A 19,037-nucleotide genomic window follows, 5' to 3' on the forward strand; every position below is an offset into this window, starting at 1 on the left:
ACGTCGCGGTGGACGTGAAATTCGCCCTGATCGGCCAGGTCAACGACCAACCGGTCAATATCAGGCGAGGTCAACTCATTCGGCTTCATCGTCTCCATCCCCTGCGTTGATATAGTCGGACATCGTGACGCCACGATGTCATAGGCCCTGGCACTGACGACCTACTGCGGCGAACGTCGAGGTCGACGGTCCCCGCCGTACCGGCGTCGCGCCGGCTTCCGTACCGGGACTTCTGAGAAGTTGGTTACCTGCGGCGGACTGCATGCCTGGCCGGCGCCGCGTATCTGCATGACATAACCGCGCAAGTTGCGCTGGAAGCAGGTTTCAGGATACTAACATCAACGCCGAATGCCACCAATGGCCATAAGAACGGCTGGATGAGGGAGCAAACAACATATGGCGAATGCTGTCCATAATCGCGCCTCCACGGCGCGTCCGGATTCCGGCGGGTTGATGGATCGCTACGTTGCCGTACGCAGCCTTACGGAGGCTTTGTGCGCCCCACTCACCGCAGAGGACATGGTGATCCAGTCCATGCCCGACGTGAGCCCGCCCAAGTGGCACCTAGCCCACACTGCATGGTTCTTCGAGACCTTTATCCTCGGTCCGAATCTGCCGGGTTACCAGCCGTTTCATCCCCGCTTCGGCTATTTGTTCAATTCCTACTACAACCAGCTCGGTCCGTTTCATACCCGCTCGCAACGCGGCCTGCTGGCTCGCCCGAGCAGCGATGAGGTGTTGGCTTACCGGACTCATGTCGACCATCATCTGCTGACGCTGCTCGGTGCCCTGGACGACCGCACATGGGCCCATATCGAACCGTTGTTGACGCTTGGCCTGAACCACGAACAGCAGCACCAGGAACTGCTGCTGATGGACATCAAGCACAACTTCCACAGCAACCCACTGCGCCCTGCCTACCGGGAGGATCTGAGTCACCCCCCAGCCGGCCTTGCGCGGCCGGTCAAGTTTCTGTCCTTCGCTGGCGGGCTGGTCGACATCGGTCATTGCCGGGCCGACTTCGCCTTCGATAACGAGCAACCCGCGCATCGCGCGTATTTGACGCCCTTTCGACTCGCAGATCGGCTGGTGACCTGCGGCGAGTATCTCGAGTTCCTGGACGCCGGTGGCTATCAGACGCCCGCACTGTGGCTGTCGGACGGCTGGACGGTGGTGCAGGCACGCGGCTGGACCGCGCCGCTGTACTGGGAGCGCGGCGAGGACGCCTGGCAGGTATTCGCTGCGAGTGGGCTACGGCCGTTCGACCCCGCGGCGCCGGTAAGTCATTTGAGCTATTACGAGGCAGACGCCTATGCGCGTTTCGCAGGCCGGCGGCTGCCTACGGAGTTCGAGTGGGAAACCGCCGCGAGCCAGGTTTCAGAAAGCCCGGCGGGCAGCAATTTTCTCGACCGCGACCTGCTCGAACCCTTACCGGCTGGCAGCCAGTTGGGCCTGAAGCAAATGTTCGGCGATTTGTGGGAATGGACGGCCAGTCCCTATGTGCCCTACCCGCGCTTTCGACCGGCGGTTGGCGCGGTCGGCGAATACAACGGCAAATTCATGTCCGGGCAGATGGTGCTGCGCGGCGGCGCCTGCGTGACACCAGCCGGTCACATCCGCAGCACCTACCGCAACTTCTACCCCCCTGATGCACGCTGGGCCTACAGCGGCGTGCGCCTGGCGGAGGACACATGAACAACCTCGCAAGACTACGCCTGCATGATCTGGCCCCCGAGCAACAGGACTTTCGCGCCGCCGTGCTGGAGGGCCTGGCCCGACCGCACAAAAGCCTGCCATGCAAGTTCTTCTACGACGCCGCCGGTTCGGCATTGTTCGATGAGATCTGCGAACTGCCCGAGTACTACCCCACCCGTACCGAGGTCGACATCCTGCGCAGGGCAGCTGCACAGATCGCCGAGCTTGCCGGCTATGGCGGCGTGCTGATCGAGTACGGCAGTGGCAGCAGCATCAAGACCCGGCTGCTGCTGGATGCGCTTGCACCGGCGGTGTACATGCCGATAGACATCTCTCGCGAACACATGCTGGCGGCTTGCCACACCTTGTCGCGCGACTACCCGCAGCTGCACCTCATGGCGGTGTGCGCCGACTACACACGGCCGCTGCGCCTGCCGCGGGTGGACCGCGGGGGACAGCGCAAGCTGGCGTTTTTCCCCGGTTCGAGCATTGGCAATTTCACGCCCCTGGAAGCGCTGCGTTTTCTGAAGAACATCGCGCAGACACTGGCACCTGGCGATGGCCTGGTGGTAGGTGTGGATCGCAAAAAGGATCCGGCGATCCTGCAAGCTGCCTACGATGACGCCGCCGGCGTCACCGCTGCCTTCAACCTGAACCTGCTGGCGCGCTGCAATCGGGAGCTAGGCGCCGATTTCGACCTCACCGGCTTCGCCCACAAGGCGTTTTACAACGCCGCCGCAGGGCGCGTCGAAATGCACATGGAAAGCCTGCGCGCTCAGACCGTCCATGTCGCCGGACAGGCATTCAGTTTTGCATTGGGCGAAACCATCCACACGGAAAACTCGCACAAGTACGACCTGGACGAGTTCCAACACCTGGCCACTCAGGCCGGATTCCGGCTGCTGAAAACCTGGAGCGACGACGCCGACCTGTTCAGCGTGGTGTCCCTGCAACGCCCCTGACCTGGGACAGCAGACTTCACGCAAACAGGCCATGCAGGTACCAGCCGCCACGCGCGCGCCGCTCGCGGTAAATCCATAGCCGGCGGCCGCTGCGCTGGCTGGCGATGTAGTAATCACGAGCCACGTCACTGCCGTCCCACCAGCCGCCTTCGATGCGCTCCGGCCCGCCGAGCAGGGTCAACCTGCCGTCGAGGCTGGGTTGGCCCGCGACCGCGCGCAAGCGCTGCGGCTCGCGCAGCAGCCAGGCCGGGCGCAGCGCCGTGATCGTCCCTGCAAATTCCTCACCCGGCACGCAGTACGCCCAGTCGAGCCCCGGTCGGTGATCGGCGGTGGCCGTAATACCGTGCACGGCATCGTCACCCAGTCTGGCCCGCAGCCGATCCAGCAACTGTGCCTGTGGTTCGCCGACGACGGCATCAAACAGATCGCGGACAGGCCCGGCATCGTCGATCAGAACTTCGCCGACCAAGCGCAACGCCTTCACTGGCGCCGGCAGGGCCCAGCGCTGCAAGTGCTCGTCGAATAAGTTTTCCAGCCGCGACGCCTCGCGGCTGGCTCCGGCAAGGCGCAGCCACAGTGGATGACAGTCTTCGCCAGACAGTAGGTCCAGTCGCGCGACCTGAATACCGGCCTGGCGCATTCGCAGAAAACCTTGCAGCTCCAACAGCAGTCTTCGCAGCGGCGGACGCAGTCCGGCGCTGTCCGTGACTGGTGCCTCCAGTGCCACTTCCCGATTGAACTGTTCTGGCGGAACAAACATCGCGAGTGGCCGGGACAGGCTGCCAAACAGTCGCCCAAGGTGCGCCAGAAACTGCGGGCCGGCACGGCGACCCAGCGCCGGTGGCGGCAACCGCCGACACTCGCCGATGGTGCGAAGCCCAAAACCGAGCAGGCGCTCGCTGACTTGCACCTCGATATCAAGGCACTCCAGCGGTAGCGGCGCCAGTACTTTTGGCAAATCCGCCAGCTTCAACACCTGCGAGCCGGGCCGATGACGCGCCAGCAGCGCCGCTGCATCCGGCGTCGGCGCGGCCGCCAGATGAACCCGATGGCCCAGCGTGGCCAGTCCGGTGGTCACCTGACGGAGCACAGCCGAAAGGCCACCGAACAGAGTCAGGCTGGCACCGATTTCAAGCAACAGGCAGTCGTCGGAAAGTGCGGTGCACTGCGAGGTGAACTGGCCGGCCCACAGCAATACGGCCTCGCGCGCTGCCGCCTCAACGCGTGGTTGCCGAGCCAGGACTTGCAGGTCGGAACACAGCGCCAGCGCCTCGCTAACGCCCATACCGGACCGAATACCGACGCTTGCGGCCGCGTCATCAACCACCTGCAAGCAGCCACGGCGGCCGCCAGACGAAACCGCCCGCGGACCAGCGTCGCTAGTTGGCGGCAATGCCTCCAGCGCCAGCATCGGCAAATGCAGGGCCAGCCATAACACCGGCGCGATACTCCACCATAAAAGGCGGCGACGGTCGGCCGCCACGACGTTTGCGCACGGTCACCCTCACACCGTGCGCACCCGCGGTCAGCGCCATGCGCAGCGCCGCCGGCGACGTCAATGGACTGCCCGCGTCTGGCACTAGCAGGGCCACGAACGCCGCGCTGCCCTGAGCGGCCAGTTGCAGGCGCCGCACGGCACGCGGGCTAACCGTTGGCAGCCACAACAGTACCGCGCCATAGACACCGCTGCGCAGGAGTTGCTCAGCCGCCCACTGTGCCTGCGCCGGCGTGGCCGGCTCGATCAACAGTGTGTCCCTGATCGCCACCCCGGCCGCGGCCAGCGCTGACGGATGCGGCACATGGGGCGGGGCAATCCATGCCGTCGGTCCGTGGACCTCCCGCAGCACCGGCAGCAGCAGCGTCAGCTCGCCGCACCCAGGCTCGCTGAGGGCCAGTTCACACACCACTCCGCACGGCCAGCCACCACCTAGCGCGGCCTCAAGTTGCGGTGTGGCCGCGGGCAGGCGGGACGCCACCGAAACCGGGGACGACCCGCGCCACAGGCGTGCATCGTCAAGCAGGCGATCCAGCGACCGGCACTGCGCCGCGCCGCGGTCCTCCGGCTGGACGCTGTTCATCCCAGGTTGCGAATAACACCCACGCCCAGACCCTCAATCACAAAATCCTGACGCCGTGGATCAACCTCGATCGGCGCGAAGTCCGGATTGGCAGGCAACAGCGTGACCTTGTTGCCTTTGCGCTGGAAACGTTTGACGGTGACTTCGCCATCAATGCGCGCCACGACCAGGTCGCCGTTGTGGGCCTTCGGAGTCTGGTGCACCGCCAGCAAGTCGCCATCGAGAATGCCGGCATCGCGCATGCTAAGGCCACTGACCCGGAGCAGATAATCGGCCTTGGGGCTGAACAGAGCAGCGTTGACCGGGCGGTAACCCTGCAGGTGCTCTTCTGCGAGCAGTGGGCTGCCGGCCGCCACCTTCCCGACTACCGGCAAACCCGCCGGCCGATTGATACGAATGCCACGCGAGGTACCCGCCATCAGGTCAATGGCACCCTTGCGCGCCAGCGCCCGCAGGTGCTGCTCGGCAGCGTTGATGGAACGGAATTCGAACTGACGCGCGATTTCCGCCCGCGTCGGCGGCAAACCCGCGTCGTCCACCGCGGAACAGATGAAATCAAAAACCTGTTTTTGGCGCAAAGTCAGTTTCATGTCGAAAACCCTACTGGTGACGATTTGGCTATGCATTAGATAACGCTAATGAATCTTTGCACAAGCGCGTCGTCAGAGTCGACCAAAGGTCCAATTCCGGCATGGCTGGCCCCCGCACCGGCCCGCCCCACAAGCCGATCGCCAAACATGAAAGCCGGCCCCGATTTCCCGGGAGCGCGTGTTATCCGGTAGGCAGCCAAACCGGCTACCGGCCTGCTGCGTGCTAGCATCCGGGCGGCCGTAAATCAGGGAAACGCGAACACACCCAGCCCAGGCTTCAAGCATGTCCTCGAACCCGCCGCGGCGCAATTACCGCTACTACGACCTGGTGATGGCCGCCTTCGTGACGGTACTGCTGTGCGCCAACCTGATCGGCGTGAGCAAAGTCACCACGGTTGGCGGCTTCAGCTTCAGTGCCGGCAACCTGTTTTTTCCGTTGAGCTATCTGTTCGGCGACATCCTGACAGAAGTGTACGGCTACGCGCGCTCGCGGCGCGTGGTGTGGGCCGGATTCGCGGGCCTGGCCTTTGCCGCGCTGATGAGTGCGGTGGTGGTACACCTGCCCCCTGCGCCTGGCTGGACCGGGCAGGCGGTGATCGAGGCAGCGTTTGGCTCCACCTGGCGCATTGCCTTGGCCTCGCTGCTCGGCTACTGGTGTGGCGAGTTCGTGAACTCATTCACCCTGGCGCGCATGAAGGTGCTGACTCGCGGTCGCTGGCTGTGGAGTCGCACCATCGGCTCCACCGTGGTCGGCGAAGTCGCCGATACGCTGGTGTTCTATCCGCTGGCCTTCTATGGCGTGTGGGACAACCACCTGTTGCTGAGCGTGATGGTCGCCAATTACTGCATCAAGGTGGGCTGGGAAGTGTTGGCGACGCCGGTTACCTACCGGGTGGTCAATGCGCTGAAGCGTGCCGAGCAGGAAGACTATTTCGACGACAAAACAGACTTCAATCCGTTCACGCTGAAGGTATGAGCACTCCTGTTCAGGCTGAGTGCTACCATGCCCCGCCCTGCGCCCACCCACATCGATAAGGCATTTTTTGTTGGCCCGCAAATCGGTTTCATGGAACGAGACTGCCCTCACCGCCTGCCTGCTGCTGGCTGCTTGCGCCCCCCAAGAGTCGCCCCCCAGCCCACCCCGCCCGGTTCGCGCCGTCCAGGTCCCAGCTACGGCCGAGCTTCTGGCCCGTCACGACTATGCTGCGCGTATCGAGGCAAGACACGAGGCAACACTGGCGTTCGAGGTCGCCGGCCGGGTCACCGGCCGGGCTGCGGAGGTCGGTGACCGGATCGCTGCCGGTACGGTCCTGGCCCAGCTCGACGCGACCGATTTTCGACTGCGCGAACGAGCGTTCAGCGCGCGCTTGACCGCCGCCAAGGCCGAGCACAGCGACGCTGCCACAAGCCTGCGCCGACTGGGCGGGTTGCGTATCAAGGGCTTCGTGACTCAGGCCGAGTATGACCGCGCTGCCTATCGAGACCAGGCCTCCGCGGCACAAGTGCAGGAACTCACCGCGCAGCTTGGGCTGACGCGCCGGGAACTGGCCCATACGACGCTAAGGGCCCCCACAGCCGGCGTCGTCACCGGCCAGATGCTGGAAGTGGGGCAAGTGGTGGGCGCTGGCCAGGCGGCCTTCCGCCTGGCACGTACCGATGAACTCGAAGCGGTGTTCGATTTGCCCGAGCAGCGCCTGAAGGCATTGCCAAAGACCGTCACCGTCACTGTGTGGAGTCAGCCCGATCAGCCCATTGAGGCCCAGGTGCGGGAAGTGGCGCCCCAGGCAGCGGCCGATAGCCGGACCTATCGCGTGCGGGCCACGCTCCCCATGGCCAACGGCGCCACGCCCGCGCTTGGCATGAGCGCCGAGGTCAGCTTTTTGGCCGGACCGCCGGTAATGGCAGTACCGACCAGCGCCATACTTAAACGCGACGACGGCCAGCCGGCCGTCTGGGTAATACAGCCCACCACCAGCACGGTGAGCCTGAGACCCGTCACACTCGGCCCAGTACACGGAGATGAGTCGACCATTGCCGGCGGCCTCAAAACCGGGGACTGGGTGGTTACGGCCGGCGTGCACGATTTGCGCGATGGCCAGCCCGTCAGCCTGCCCTGAGCGGCGCCATGTCCCGCTATAACCTGGCCGAGTGGGGCCTGCGGCGCCCTGTCCTGACGGCATACCTGATTGGCCTGGTATTGCTCGCTGGCACGGTGGCCTTTTTCAGCCTGGGGCAGACCGACATGCCCAATTACACGGTGCGCACCATGCTGCTGCGCGTGTACTGGCCTGGGGCCAGCGCCGGGCAGATCGAGCAGCAGGTGGTCGACAAGATCGAACGCAAACTGCAGGAAACACCCTGGCTGGATAATGTGTCGAGCACATCCAAGCCTGGCGAAGCCTGGATATGGGTGAACCTCAGCACCAGCCTGGCCGACCCGGCGCCGGTGGTGCCGCAGATCTGGTATCAGGTCCGCAAGAAGGTCAGTGACATCCAGGCCAGCCTGCCGCCGGGCGTGCGCGGGCCATATTTCGACGACGAATTCGGCGACGTGCACCCGTTGATATACGGCGTATGGGGCGACGAGTTCAGCTACGCTGAACTCAAGGATCGAGCCGACTGGCTGCGCGATGAGCTGCTGCGACTGGATATTGTCGAGAAGGTGGTACTCACCGCCGCCCAGCCGCAGCGGGCGTATGTGGAGTTCTCGACCGCACGCCTGGCCAATCTGCGCGTAAGCCCGCTGGCGCTGATCGATGCCATCGCCGGTCAGAACGCCATGCAGCCGGCCGGCATGGTCGAAAACCCGGATGGGCGCACCCGCTTGCGCCTGGGCGGGCAGTTCGCATCCGTCGACGACATCGGCAAGGTCACGGTCACCGCCGCCGACGGCCGCCTGCTGCCGCTGGGCGAAATTGCCGACGTGAAACGCGGCTACCAGGATCCGCCGGAACTGCGCATGCGGGTCAATGGACATCCGGCTGTTGGACTGGCCATCTCCATGGCCGATGGCCACAGCGTGACCGACCTTCGCCACGAGGTGGTGCTACTGATGGAGCGTCTTCAGGCCGGTCTGCCCCTGGGCCTGCACACCACGCTGGTGGCCGACGAACCGGCGGTCGTCGCGCACTCGCTGAACAAGTTCCTGATCAAGCTGGGTCTTGCCATCGGAATCGTGCTTCTGGTGAGCTATTTCACGCTCGGGTTTCGTTGCGGACTGGTGGTGGCAACTGCGTTTCCGCTGGTGCTGGGCGCCACCTTCGCCACCATGAAGCTACTCGACATCGATTTGCAGCGTATCTCGTTGGGGGCGCTGATCATCTCCCTGGGGCTGTTGGTCGATGACGCGATCATCATTGTCGAGATGATGCTGGTGAAGATGCGCCAGGGCCTTGACCGCTTTCACGCCGCCAGTGCGGCGTATACCAGCACGTCCCTGCCGATGCTGACTGGCACTTTGATCACGGTGGCGGGCTTCATGCCAATCGCCATCGCGGAAAGCGGCATGCGCGAATTCATGTTCGGCCTGTATGGAGTCATCACGACCGCCCTGCTGGCTTCCTGGCTGGTATCGGTGCTGTTCACGCCGTATCTGGCGTATCGCATGCTACCCACCAAGCCCGACCGCCACCCGGAGGGGCTCTACGACACGCCGTTCTATCATCGCCTGCGCAGCCTGGTACGCGGCTGCGTGGACCATCGGTGGTGGTTGCTGGCCGCCGTAGCCGGCCTTGCCGCGCTGTCGCTGCTGGCCGGGCGCCAGGTCGAGAAACAGTTCTTCCCACTCACCGACCGACCTGACCTGATCGTTGAAACCTGGCTGCCGGAAGGAGCGTCGTTCACTGCCAACGAATCGGTGGCCAAGGCCCTGGACAAGATGCTGGCGGCGGAACCCGGCGTGCAGCGGTGGGTGAGCTACATCGGATTTGACACCCCACGCATGTTTACCGACCTGTGGATCGAGCCGCCAGCCCACAACGTGGTCAAGACCTACATTCTGGCCACCGACGGTGCAACGCGGGACCGGCTGCGGGAAAACCTGACGACGCGCATTGCACAGGACCTGCCGCAGGCCCGCACGCGCGTCAATGTTTTTCCGTTCGGCTTTCCGGTGCCGGCTTCGCTCGAATACCGCGTCAGCGGGCCGGACCGCCAAAAACTGCGAGAGATTGCGTCCGATGTTCGCGCGGCGATCGAAACCTACCCGCAGGCGACGGGCGTGCATTACGACTGGCGTGGCCCTATAAGCACGATAGAGGTCGACCTGGATCATCCCCGGCTGGCGGCGCTTGGCCTGTCCGCGCGACGACTGGGAGAATCTCTGGACATGCTGCTGTCGGGCCGGGCGGTAACCGAGCTGCGCGACGGCGACGAAACGGTCGAAGTGGTGCTGCGTCTTACCGACGACGAGCGAACGCGACTCAGCTATTTATCCTCTGTACCGGTGCCGGTGGCCGACGGGAGCACGCTGCCGCTCGGCCAGTTGGCGCGGCTTGATCTTGGAGTCGAGGAAGGCGTCGTGCGCCGTTACAACCGGGTACCGACGATTACCGTGCGCGCCGACCTACCGTGGCAGGTCCAGCCCCTGGCGGTGGACGCGCTGCTCAGTCGCAAACTGGATGCAATACGTACCCAACTGCCGCTCGGTTATCACGTGGAAGTGGGCGGCACCGGCGAGATGAACACGGAGGCGGACATGGCCATCGCGGCAGTCATGCCCATTATTGCGGTCGTCATCATCACCTTGCTGATGGTGCAGCTGCAGCATCTTGGCCTGACCCTGCTTGTCCTGGCGTCCGCTCCGCTGGGCATAATCGGGGTGTTGTTTACGCTGTACGCCACTGATTTGCCACTTGGGCTGGTGGCGCGACTTGGCGTGCTAGCGCTGGCCGGCATCACCATGCGCAATACCGTGATCCTGGTCGACCAGATTCGCCAGGACGTGGCGGCCGGAATCAGTCGCTACGAGGCGGTCATCGAGTCCACCGTCCGGCGCTTTCGGCCGATCGTCGTGACTGCGGCCGCCGCCATCCTGGCGTTCATTCCGCTGCTGACCGATCCTTTCTGGGGGCCGATGGCCTATGCCATGATGGGCGGATTGCTGGCGGCGACGATACTCACTGTATTGTTTGTGCCGGCGCTGTATGCGGCCGGTTTCAGGCTGAAACCGCCCAGCTGACCTGGGCGCAACAAAGCGCCCCTGGACCAATCTCACCGCAAGGAGCTAATCGCGATGAAAGCCTGGCAGGTGCACGACTGGTGCACGCCCGACCAAATGCAGTGGGCCGATTTGCCTGTGCCCGAGCCCGGCCCCGGCCAGGTACGCGTGCGAGTGGCCGCCGCCGCGCTTAATTTCCTGGACACGCTGATGATTGGCGGGCGCTACCAGGACCGCCCGCCGCTGCCGTTCACGCCGGGTTGTGAACTGTCCGGCACCGTGGATGCGGTCGGCGCTGGCGCCAGTCTTGCGGTCGGCACCCGGGTCTGCGGTCTGGTGCCTTATGGCGCGTTTGCGCAATTCGCCTGTGTCGACGGGGCGGACCTGTCGCCGGTCCCCGACGGCGTCGATCTGGTCAGCGCCGCTGCGCTGCCGGTGGTCTACGGCACCGCGCACCACGCGCTGGTCGAGCGCGGTCGTCTGCGCAACGACGAGACATTGCTGGTGCTGGCCGCAGCTGGCGGAGTCGGACTCGCCACCGTGCAGCTTGGCCGGGCGCTGGGTCTGCGCGTGCTGGCCGCCGCCGGAGGCACGAACAAATGCACGCTGTGCATTGAACACGGTGCCACACAGGCTTTTGATTACGGCGACCCCAGCTGGGTAGACCAAGTCAAAGCCATCACCGACGGGCGTGGCGTGGATGCCGTCCTTGATCCGGTCGGCGGCGATTACACCGCACAGGCGCTACGCTTGCTGGCATTCGGCGGACGGCTGTTGATCGTCGGTTTCGCCGCCGGCGCAATTCCGGAAATTCCCGCCAATCGCCTGTTGCTGAAAGATTTATCGGCACTGGGCGTGGTCTGGGGCGCCTGGCGGCGGCGCAACCGGCCGGCTGCGGCGACACAGATGGCGGCCCTGTTCGAACTGTGGCAACAGGGTGCTATCTCGCCACTGGTGTCCGAGCGCCGGCCGCTGAGCGAAGCCCCCCAGGCAATTGTCGACCTGGGCGCTCGCCGGACCACCGGCAAGGTGCTGCTGCTACCAGGAGTTGATTCATGAGCGCCGAAAAGCCGCGGGTGGCGTTGCCACCCCCTATCCTCTATGCGGTCGCCATCGGTCTTGGACTGTGGCTGGAACGGCCGCTGCCCTGGCCGCTACCGGGAGGCGCGCTGCGATTCTGGGTCGGCCTCATGGTGGTCGCCCTGGCGGCAGGCTTGTTTGCGCTGTGCCTGCGGGAGCTGCGCCGCCACCAGACCACCCTCAACCCGCACAAGGGAGCCAGCAGCCTGGTCAGCAGCGGGCCATTTCGTTTCAGCCGCAATCCGATCTATGTCAGCTTGACCGCGCTGCAACTCGGAATCGGTTTTCTGGCCAGCAGCACCTGGGTCCTTGTGATGTTGCTGTGGGTGTTGCCGCTGCTGCAGCGGTTCGTGATCGAACGCGAGGAAGAACACCTGCACGACCGTTTTGGTCAGGAGTACATCGACTATTGCGCGCGGGTGCGACGCTGGCTGTGAAGGGTCTGCGACGGGTCGCGCGCGGCCTGCGACGCGGTCTGCGGTACACCGTCCTTGCCTGGCTGGTGCTGACAGTTGGGGCCGTGTTGGCACTGCGCTGGTTCCCGCCGCCGACTACGTCGTTCATCTTGCAAAACCGCGTCGCGGCGCTGCGAGCCGGCTACGGTTTTTATCCCTATCCCTACCACTGGGTCGACTACGAGAAGATCGCACCGACCATGGCCCTGGCAGTCGTGGCGGCCGAGGACCAGCGATTTCGGGAACATTGGGGCATTGATCTGATTGGTATCGAACAGGCAATTCGCGACAACCGTTACCGCGATCGGCCGCGCGGGGGCAGCACCATCACCCAGCAGACGGCCAAGAACCTGTTCCTGTGGCGCGGCCAAAGCTGGCTGCGCAAGGGCATTGAGGTTTACTTCACTGGCCTGATGGAATTGCTGTGGCCAAAACGACGGATTCTGGAGGTGTATCTGAACGTCGCCCAATTCGGCGGCAGTGTATTTGGCGTGGAGGCAGCAGCGCGTACGTATTTCGACAAACCAGCAGCTGCACTCAGTCAACAGGAAGCGGCGCTGCTGGCGGCAGCGCTACCATCGCCTTCGGTACTCAGGGTGGATGCCGCGTCGTCTTATCTGCGCGGGCGCCAGCGCTGGGTAATGAACCAGATGCAGCGCCTTGGGCCGGAGCATCTGGAGGGCCTGTAGGCTGCCGATGAGCCTGGTCACTCGGCCGTCAGACGGACACAGAACGACACCGCCTCCGCCACCAGCTTTGCCAACAGCGCATTTGCGGCAACCACTCCCCCCACCGGGTCGTCGCTGGCGGTCGATTGCTCCAATCGCACAGTGTGGCTGCCCAGCACGCGCGCCTGGCGTACGTCCACCAATTGCAGGCGCACCGCCAGGCGCACTTGGCTGGGACGTTGAGTGAAATCCTGGTCAAGTTGCAGAAGCTCGCTCAGTAGCCGGTAATCGGGCCGCGCGCCGGCACCCTCGGCCAGCACCGAGACACCGGCCGCAGACAGGCCATCCTCCAGTGCCTGGCCGATAAAGCGCGCCGGTCGATCGACCCAGCGATGGCGCGCGTAGTACAGCAGTTCGTGAGGCGACTTCCGGTAGGCCATGGCAGACGTGGCATAGCCGGGCGCGGCGCCCGGGGCGGCCACCTGCAGGCTCACTCCTGGCAACCTGGCAGTGGGAACCGGTGTGTCAGGCGCGAGCGTCAATGTGTGTGTGACATCGGCCGGCGGAGGCGATAACGGCAGGCTACAGCCCGCCAGCAGCATGGTCAGCACGAACATAACGAGACGTTGCATTACTCCCCCGGACCCGCTTCGCGTACCGGCGGGCCAACCAGCAACATTTGCGGACTGGCATTCAGCCGCTGGCCCAGTTCTTCGATGCTGTCGGTCGCCCGACTCAGGTCAATAACCAGGCGCTCGACCTGCGGCAGCAGTACGCCGCCGGTGTAATCGAGTTGCTGCTGGCTATCGCTGGCAACGGCCCCCACCCGATCACCGGTGCTGCGCAGTGTTTCCAACAAGCGCTCCGTCTGGCTGAACACGCGCTCCAGCCGCGGCGCCAACTGCGGTAGCGTTTCGCTCGCCTGCGCCCCGGCGGCCGCGATCCGCTCAAGGTCCGCCAGAGTACGATCAAGTCGTGCGCGCTGTTCGGCCAGCGCGCCGGTAACCTGGTCGGCGTTGGCCAGGATCGAGCCGATGGCGCGGGCATTCTCGTCGTTCAGGATCACCAGCAGGCGCCGACTGACCTGATCCAGCGTGGTCATGGCCACACGCGCCGCGGTGTCGAGCCGATTCAGTAACGATGGTGCCATCTCGATCACCGGGTAGGCACTGCCCGGCGTCGACACCAGCAGCGCTGACTCGCGGCTGCCGCCGGCCAGTTCGACCGAGCCCAGGCCGGTCAGACCCTGCATGGCGATGGTTGCAACGGTATCGGTCTTCACCGGTACGTCGACTCGAATGTTGAACGTCAAACGCACGCGGGTGGAGTCCTCGGGGTCGAGTTCGATCGCCGCCACCCGTCCCGCGTCCACACCCCGGTAGGTGACGCCCGACGACAGGTTGAGTGCCGCCACCGATTCCTCGGTATAGGCGTAATACTGCCGAAACTCACCCGCCTCGCGCCCCGATCCCAGCCACAGGCCGAACCCGATCAGCATCGCACCTAACAACAGCACGAACACACCAACCGCCGCGTAAGCTACCCGTGCTTGCATGACTTATCCCCATAGTCGCGCGGCGCGGCGGCAAAGTAACTGCGGATTTCGGGCAGATCCGAGTCTGCCAGCTGCGCTACCGGGGCTACCGCCAGCAAATCGCCACGCCCAAGAAACGCCACCCGGTCACTGACCCGGGCGATGGAGTCCAGGTCGTGCGTCACCATCACCACCGTCAGTCCGAGCAGTTCACGCAGGTCCTTGAGCAACTCATCAAGACCGGCCGAGGTCACCGGGTCCAGTCCGGCCGAGGGCTCGTCCAGGAACAGCAATTCCGGATCCAGTGCCAGGGCCCGAGCCAACGCGGCGCGCTTGATCATCCCGCCGCTGAGCTCACCCGGGAACTTGCTGGCGGTGTCGGCCGGCAACCCGGCAAGGCCCAGCCGCAACATGCCCAGCTCACGTCGACTCCCGGCCGACAGCCCGGTGTGTTCGGCCAACGGCAGGCAGATATTGTCGAGCACGTTCAAGCCGGTAAATAACGCGCCGTGCTGAAACAGGATGCCGATACGCCGACGCAGAACGCGCAGCGCCACACTGTCAAGATTGATCGCGTCCGACCCGAGCACTTCCATGCGCCCCGCGGCGGGTGCCTGCAACAGACTTAACGTGCGAAGCAATACCGTTTTGCCGGACCCGCTGCCCCCGACCACAGCCAGCACCTCGCCACGCTGAACCGAGAGGCTTATGTCGGTGTGCAAGATACGGGGGCCTGCCAAGGTCGCCAGTCCTTCGGCGACGATGGCCACCTCTGTGCTCAAAGCCCCAAGACCTGAAACAGGACGGAAAAAGCCGCGTCGGCAATGATCACCAGGAAGATGCTCTGCACCACGCTGGTGGTGGTCTCGCGACCAATACTTTCCGCGCTGTGGCTGACCTGAAAACCGCGATGACAGGCCACACAGGCGACGATCAGCGCGAAGACCGGCGCCTTGATCAGCCCGACCCAGAAGGTGCTCGGGGCGAAAGTATTCGGCAGCCGCCTGAGAAAATCCGCGTAGCCCACGTCGTACAGTCCATCGGCCACCACCATGCCCCCGAAGATACCCAGCGTGGACGCATACAGCGTCAGCAGCGGCATCGTCAGGAGCAATGCCAAAAGCTTGGGCAGTACCAGCATCTCCATCGGCGTGATGCCGATGCTGCGCAAGGCGTCGAGCTCCTCGGTGATGCGCATGGTGCCGATCTCGGCCGTATAAGCCGAGCCGGTACGTCCGGCGACGATGATCGCCGCCAGCAAGGGCCCCATCTCGCGCAGCATGGTGACGCCGACCAGATTCACCACCAACACGTTGGCGCCGAAGGTCTTCAGAGGCTCGCCGGCTTGATAGGTCATCACCACGCCCATCAGGAACGCGAGCAGACCCAGAATCGGCAACGCACGCACACCAGCGGCGTCGATCTCCTGCACCAGACGCCGGACCCGAAGCCGCCGCAACTGGCTGAGCGCTTCCAGCGCCAGATGGCCGATGAAATCCAGGAAACTGAACGTGTCGCCGAGCTTGCCCGCGACCATCCGACCAAGCTGCTCAAGCGGTCCCGGCACGCGCGGCGGAGCATACGGCTCGCTGGGCAAGCGGCCACGGACCAATTCAAGCAATGCCGCGTGGCGCTGCGTCAGGCCATCCCAGCTTATGCTGGCGCCCGTGCGCCGAGCCGTCTGCTCAAGCCGGTACAAAGCCCACGCGCCGGCTGTGTCCAGGGTATTGATATCGGCCGCATCGAGTCGCCAATCGCCCACCTGCCGCCAGTCGTGTAGCGTACTGTCGACAGCGTCCAGCTTGCACACCGTCCACTCGCCGTGTGCAGACAGGGTGCGGGTGCGCAGCTCAGTAACGAGACTGGCAGCCGCCGGCATGGTCTAGCGCCGCAATGGCGGCGCGTATTGGCTCAGCGTTTGCTTGAACTGCTGGGCCAGCGGCGGAGTCGCGAACACCCGGTTCTCGAACACATCCCATGACGACACGTGTCCACCGTACGCCTCGGCGTTGGCCGAGTCGTCCGGTTGCAGTACCGCGCCTTCCAGTGCCACGCCGGCAAACAGGCCCCGGGTACGGGAGTAGGAATAGATCTCGGCCTTCATTTGAGCATCAGTAGCAGCCGACGCCTGACGCCCCACCGGGCCCGCGGCGATTGCCGCGTCGGCGCCGAGCGTCACCTTGCCGCTGGCCAGGTTTTCCACGCCACGGCGGGTCTTGAACACCAGCACGATGTCGGTGGACTGGGCGCCAATCTGCCAGCCGATACTGCCACCGGCCAGCGTGATGAAGGACGGATTGCTCCAGCCACTATCCTGGCGCACCGCGATCACGCCCTTACCCCAGCGGCCACCGACGACGAAGCCGGCCTTGATGACACCGGGAATCACGGCAATACCGTAGGCATCGGCCAACAGCTCGGGCGGAATGGCGTTCTCCGGTATCTCACTTATTTGGTGCAATACGTCCGACGCAGTCCGCAGCCGGTCCTCTTCTGCCTGTCCCGCGCCGGCAACCGGCGACCAGAGCAACGGCAGGCTCAGCATTAACGCAATCAAGCTAGGCGAGCGTAGATTCATCAGTGACCCCGGATCATTGAGCTGGAGGGAGCGGCCCGCTGACTGCATGGGCAAACCGGCGAGCGGTGGCTAATGATCTCACAGGCTTGCCGAAGGGCCGCAAGCTAACCCCTATAATCGCCGGTACTGGCTGAGCCGCCGGTTGGCCCGGCATTTGATCGTTACGAGGAGAATTTGCAATGAAGGTGATCGAGATTGCCGAGTTCGGCATCGCCAAACTGACCTCGGTCGAGCGCCCGGACCCGCAGCCCGGACCCGGCCAGGTGCTGGTGCGTGTACGCGCCGTGTCGCTGAACTACCGTGACCTGATGACCGTGCAAGGCCACTACAACCCGCGCCAGAAGTTGCCCCTGATTCCGTTGTCGGATGGCGCCGGCGAAGTGGTGGCGGTCGGCGCTGGCGTGCGCCGCTTCAAACCGGGTGACCGGGTTGTCGCAATCTTTGCCCAAAAGTGGCTGGGTGGTGAGCCGACGCCCGCTGCGCGCGGCTCCACCCTGGGCGGCCCTGGTGACGGCATGGCCGCCGAACTAGTGGCGCTGGATGAGGATGGCCTGGTGCCGATTCCGGAGCACCTGAGCTTCGAGCAGGCCGCCACCCTGCCGTGCGCCGGCGTGACCGCCTGGAATGCGGTGGTCGAACAGGGCCGGGTGCGGCCAGGCGACACCGTACTGGCACTGGGCACCGGCGGCGTTTCGCTGTTCGCCCTGCAATTTGCCAAGGCGGCGGGCGCCCAAGTCATCATCACATCCAGCAGCGACGAGAAGCTCGCCAAGGCCAAAACGCTGGGTGCTGATCACGGCATCAACTACAGCACTCAGCCCGACTGGGACGCCGCGGTGCTGGGGCTCACCGACAAGGCCGGCGTGGATCAGGTGGTGGAAGTCGGTGGCGCGGGCACGCTGGCCCGCTCGATCAAGGCCGCACGCATGGGCGGCACCATTACCATTATCGGCGTGCTGGGCGGCAATGCCACCGAACTGGACCTGCGCCCGGTGCTGATGAAGGGCTTGCGCCTGCACGGCGTGTTTGTCGGTCCGCGAGAAATGTTCGAGGCCATGAACCGGGCGATCACAACACACCGCATTGAGCCGGCAATCGACAAGGTCTTCGAGCGCGACGATCTCCAGGCTGCGTTCGAGCATATGGCGGCAGGGCGTCATTTCGGTAAGATCGTGGTTCGGATGTGAATCGCTACATACCAATTCGCAGTCGATTTCAATATAGTGGCCAAGGCTCAGTTTCGCCGTTTTTTTCCCAGCTCAACGACTCAGGGAGACGCTATGTTCAGCAATAAGAATTGGACCCGCGGCCTCGTCGGCTGTATCGCGGTAGTACTTACCGGCTGCGCCGACATGCAGCAGACCAGGCTTGGCGGTGGTGGCACCATGGTTACGGGCTCGGCCGGCGCCGCCGGGTCGCAGGGCGCGGCCCCGCAGCTCACGCACTGCGCCAGCCCCATCGGCACCGCCGCCCTGATCGAACAGGACAACCCGATGCTGGCGCAGGCTGGGCTGACCAGCCCCATTCCCCTGCTGCGCATCATGATGGCGCAAAGCAACTGTTTCCAGGTCGTGGACCGCGGCCAGGCCAGTCAGGCACTACAACGCGAACGGGCCATGGCCTCTGCGGGCGAGCTGCAAAGCGGCAGCAATATGGGCGCCGGGCAGATGAAGGCGGCGGACTTCCTGATTACGCCCAACGTGATCTTCAAGGACGCCAATGCCGGTGGCGGTGGCATGGGCCTGGGCGCGCTCATCCCGGGCATCGGTGGCGCCATTGCTGGGGGAATCAAGTGGACCAACATGGAATCGCAGGTCACGTTGTTCCTGACCAATGTGCGCACCGGTGTCCAGGAAGCGGCTGCCGAAGGTAGCGCCAGCAAGCGCGATCTGGGCTTCGGTGGTCTCGCCTTCGGCGGGCTGGTCGGCGCCGGCGGAGGAGCCTATGCCAGTACGGATATCGGCAAGATCGTGTCAGCGGCCTTCCTGGATGCCCACAACAAGCTGGTGTCGCAACTTCAGGTCACTCAGCCGGCGGCCACGCGGCCATCTGCATCCGGTTACACGACCCTGTCGGACGTCAACATGCGCTCGGGCCCGTCCACGCAATCGCCGGTGATCATGCTGGTGACCAAGGGCACGCCGGTCTCCCCGACCGGTGAGAAACAAGGTGCCTGGTGGCAGGTGGACGCGGCCGGTCGCAGTGGCTGGATTCATAGCGACTACATCGTCCGCTGATC

The 19,037-nt window shown here is 64.6% G+C and carries 18 protein-coding genes; 10 read left to right on the forward strand and 8 right to left on the reverse strand.

Going from position 1 to position 19,037, the window contains the following annotated elements; translation table 11 throughout:
* Positions 1–396: 396 nt before the first annotated feature.
* Positions 397–1,695: an ergothioneine biosynthesis protein EgtB gene (egtB, locus tag ABZF37_RS06395; RefSeq protein WP_372717987.1), complete on the forward strand. Its 1,299-nt coding sequence runs from the start codon at positions 397–399 to the stop codon at positions 1,693–1,695.
* Positions 1,692–2,657, forward strand: a complete 966-nt coding sequence (egtD, locus tag ABZF37_RS06400) for an L-histidine N(alpha)-methyltransferase (protein ID WP_372717989.1) — start codon at positions 1,692–1,694, stop codon at positions 2,655–2,657. Before egtB ends, egtD begins: the two co-directional genes overlap by 4 nt.
* 16 nt (positions 2,658–2,673) lie before the next feature.
* On the opposite strand, the gene ABZF37_RS06405 is transcribed toward egtD, so the two are convergent.
* Genes ABZF37_RS06405 through lexA form a run of 3 tightly spaced genes read right to left on the reverse strand, consistent with a single transcriptional unit; the run spans position 2,674 to position 5,325 of the window.
* On the reverse strand, positions 2,674–4,095 hold the full coding sequence (locus tag ABZF37_RS06405; RefSeq protein WP_372717991.1) for a DNA polymerase Y family protein: 1,422 nt from the start codon (positions 4,093–4,095) through the stop codon (positions 2,674–2,676).
* Positions 4,037–4,735 (reverse strand): translesion DNA synthesis-associated protein ImuA, encoded by a 699-nt coding sequence (gene imuA, locus ABZF37_RS06410; protein ID WP_372717993.1) that lies wholly within the window; start codon positions 4,733–4,735, stop codon positions 4,037–4,039. Before imuA ends, ABZF37_RS06405 begins: the two co-directional genes overlap by 59 nt.
* Positions 4,732–5,325, reverse strand: coding sequence for a transcriptional repressor LexA (gene lexA / locus ABZF37_RS06415; RefSeq protein ID WP_372717996.1), 594 nt, complete (start codon positions 5,323–5,325; stop codon positions 4,732–4,734). Before lexA ends, imuA begins: the two co-directional genes overlap by 4 nt.
* A gap of 283 nt (positions 5,326–5,608) precedes the next feature.
* Here lexA and ABZF37_RS06420 point away from each other — a divergent pair, with 283 nt between their 5' ends.
* From ABZF37_RS06420 to mtgA, 6 genes are all read left to right on the forward strand, one after another.
* On the forward strand, positions 5,609–6,301 hold the full coding sequence (locus ABZF37_RS06420; protein ID WP_372717998.1) for a queuosine precursor transporter: 693 nt from the start codon (positions 5,609–5,611) through the stop codon (positions 6,299–6,301).
* 70 nt (positions 6,302–6,371) lie between these two features.
* On the forward strand, positions 6,372–7,442 hold the full coding sequence (locus tag ABZF37_RS06425) for an efflux RND transporter periplasmic adaptor subunit (protein ID WP_372718000.1): 1,071 nt from the start codon (positions 6,372–6,374) through the stop codon (positions 7,440–7,442).
* Positions 7,443–7,450: 8 nt separating this feature from the next.
* On the forward strand, positions 7,451–10,504 hold the full coding sequence (locus tag ABZF37_RS06430) for an efflux RND transporter permease subunit (RefSeq protein WP_372718002.1): 3,054 nt from the start codon (positions 7,451–7,453) through the stop codon (positions 10,502–10,504).
* A 54-nt stretch (positions 10,505–10,558) separates the two neighbouring features.
* Positions 10,559–11,542, forward strand: coding sequence for an NADPH:quinone oxidoreductase family protein (locus tag ABZF37_RS06435; RefSeq protein WP_372718004.1), 984 nt, complete (start codon positions 10,559–10,561; stop codon positions 11,540–11,542).
* Complete coding sequence (locus ABZF37_RS06440; RefSeq protein ID WP_372718006.1) at positions 11,539–12,000, forward strand: isoprenylcysteine carboxylmethyltransferase family protein; 462 nt, start codon at positions 11,539–11,541, stop codon at positions 11,998–12,000. The genes ABZF37_RS06435 and ABZF37_RS06440 overlap by 4 nt, the downstream gene beginning before the upstream one ends.
* Positions 11,997–12,707, forward strand: coding sequence for a monofunctional biosynthetic peptidoglycan transglycosylase (gene mtgA / locus ABZF37_RS06445; RefSeq protein ID WP_372718008.1), 711 nt, complete (start codon positions 11,997–11,999; stop codon positions 12,705–12,707). Before ABZF37_RS06440 ends, mtgA begins: the two co-directional genes overlap by 4 nt.
* A gap of 17 nt (positions 12,708–12,724) precedes the next feature.
* On the opposite strand, the gene ABZF37_RS06450 is transcribed toward mtgA, so the two are convergent.
* The 5 genes from ABZF37_RS06450 to ABZF37_RS06470 are packed head-to-tail and all read right to left on the reverse strand — an operon-like array spanning position 12,725 to position 16,798.
* On the reverse strand, positions 12,725–13,318 hold the full coding sequence (locus ABZF37_RS06450; RefSeq protein ID WP_372718010.1) for an ABC-type transport auxiliary lipoprotein family protein: 594 nt from the start codon (positions 13,316–13,318) through the stop codon (positions 12,725–12,727).
* Positions 13,318–14,241: an MlaD family protein gene (locus ABZF37_RS06455; protein ID WP_372718012.1), complete on the reverse strand. Its 924-nt coding sequence runs from the start codon at positions 14,239–14,241 to the stop codon at positions 13,318–13,320. Before ABZF37_RS06455 ends, ABZF37_RS06450 begins: the two co-directional genes overlap by 1 nt.
* Complete coding sequence (locus tag ABZF37_RS06460; protein WP_372718014.1) at positions 14,226–15,002, reverse strand: ABC transporter ATP-binding protein; 777 nt, start codon at positions 15,000–15,002, stop codon at positions 14,226–14,228. The genes ABZF37_RS06455 and ABZF37_RS06460 overlap by 16 nt, the downstream gene beginning before the upstream one ends.
* Positions 14,999–16,099 (reverse strand): ABC transporter permease, encoded by a 1,101-nt coding sequence (locus ABZF37_RS06465; RefSeq protein WP_372718016.1) that lies wholly within the window; start codon positions 16,097–16,099, stop codon positions 14,999–15,001. The genes ABZF37_RS06460 and ABZF37_RS06465 overlap by 4 nt, the downstream gene beginning before the upstream one ends.
* Before the next feature lie 3 nt (positions 16,100–16,102).
* Complete coding sequence (locus ABZF37_RS06470; RefSeq protein WP_372718018.1) at positions 16,103–16,798, reverse strand: lipid-binding SYLF domain-containing protein; 696 nt, start codon at positions 16,796–16,798, stop codon at positions 16,103–16,105.
* Between the two features lie 179 nt (positions 16,799–16,977).
* Here ABZF37_RS06470 and ABZF37_RS06475 point away from each other — a divergent pair, with 179 nt between their 5' ends.
* Together ABZF37_RS06475 and ABZF37_RS06480 are read left to right on the forward strand one after the other, a co-directional pair.
* Positions 16,978–17,985 (forward strand): NAD(P)-dependent alcohol dehydrogenase, encoded by a 1,008-nt coding sequence (locus ABZF37_RS06475; RefSeq protein ID WP_372718020.1) that lies wholly within the window; start codon positions 16,978–16,980, stop codon positions 17,983–17,985.
* Between the two features lie 93 nt (positions 17,986–18,078).
* Complete coding sequence (locus ABZF37_RS06480; protein ID WP_372718022.1) at positions 18,079–19,035, forward strand: SH3 domain-containing protein; 957 nt, start codon at positions 18,079–18,081, stop codon at positions 19,033–19,035.
* Positions 19,036–19,037 lie beyond the last annotated feature (2 nt).

The organism is Immundisolibacter sp., from assembly GCF_041601295.1.
Classification (GTDB): domain Bacteria; phylum Pseudomonadota; class Gammaproteobacteria; order Immundisolibacterales; family Immundisolibacteraceae; genus Immundisolibacter.

Coding starts and splice junctions, on each gene's coding strand:
- ABZF37_RS06440 (WP_372718006.1), top strand. CDS start 11,539: ATGAGCGCCGAAAAGCCGCGGGTGGCGTTGCCACCCCCTATCCTCTAT.
- ABZF37_RS06470 (WP_372718018.1), bottom strand. CDS start 16,798: ATGAATCTACGCTCGCCTAGCTTGATTGCGTTAATGCTGAGCCTGCCG.
- ABZF37_RS06450 (WP_372718010.1), bottom strand. CDS start 13,318: ATGCAACGTCTCGTTATGTTCGTGCTGACCATGCTGCTGGCGGGCTGT.
- lexA (WP_372717996.1), bottom strand. CDS start 5,325: ATGAAACTGACTTTGCGCCAAAAACAGGTTTTTGATTTCATCTGTTCC.
- ABZF37_RS06420 (WP_372717998.1), top strand. CDS start 5,609: ATGTCCTCGAACCCGCCGCGGCGCAATTACCGCTACTACGACCTGGTG.
- egtD (WP_372717989.1), top strand. CDS start 1,692: ATGAACAACCTCGCAAGACTACGCCTGCATGATCTGGCCCCCGAGCAA.
- egtB (WP_372717987.1), top strand. CDS start 397: ATGGCGAATGCTGTCCATAATCGCGCCTCCACGGCGCGTCCGGATTCC.
- ABZF37_RS06455 (WP_372718012.1), bottom strand. CDS start 14,241: ATGCAAGCACGGGTAGCTTACGCGGCGGTTGGTGTGTTCGTGCTGTTG.
- ABZF37_RS06435 (WP_372718004.1), top strand. CDS start 10,559: ATGAAAGCCTGGCAGGTGCACGACTGGTGCACGCCCGACCAAATGCAG.
- ABZF37_RS06430 (WP_372718002.1), top strand. CDS start 7,451: ATGTCCCGCTATAACCTGGCCGAGTGGGGCCTGCGGCGCCCTGTCCTG.
- ABZF37_RS06465 (WP_372718016.1), bottom strand. CDS start 16,099: ATGCCGGCGGCTGCCAGTCTCGTTACTGAGCTGCGCACCCGCACCCTG.
- ABZF37_RS06480 (WP_372718022.1), top strand. CDS start 18,079: ATGTTCAGCAATAAGAATTGGACCCGCGGCCTCGTCGGCTGTATCGCG.
- ABZF37_RS06475 (WP_372718020.1), top strand. CDS start 16,978: ATGAAGGTGATCGAGATTGCCGAGTTCGGCATCGCCAAACTGACCTCG.
- imuA (WP_372717993.1), bottom strand. CDS start 4,735: ATGAACAGCGTCCAGCCGGAGGACCGCGGCGCGGCGCAGTGCCGGTCG.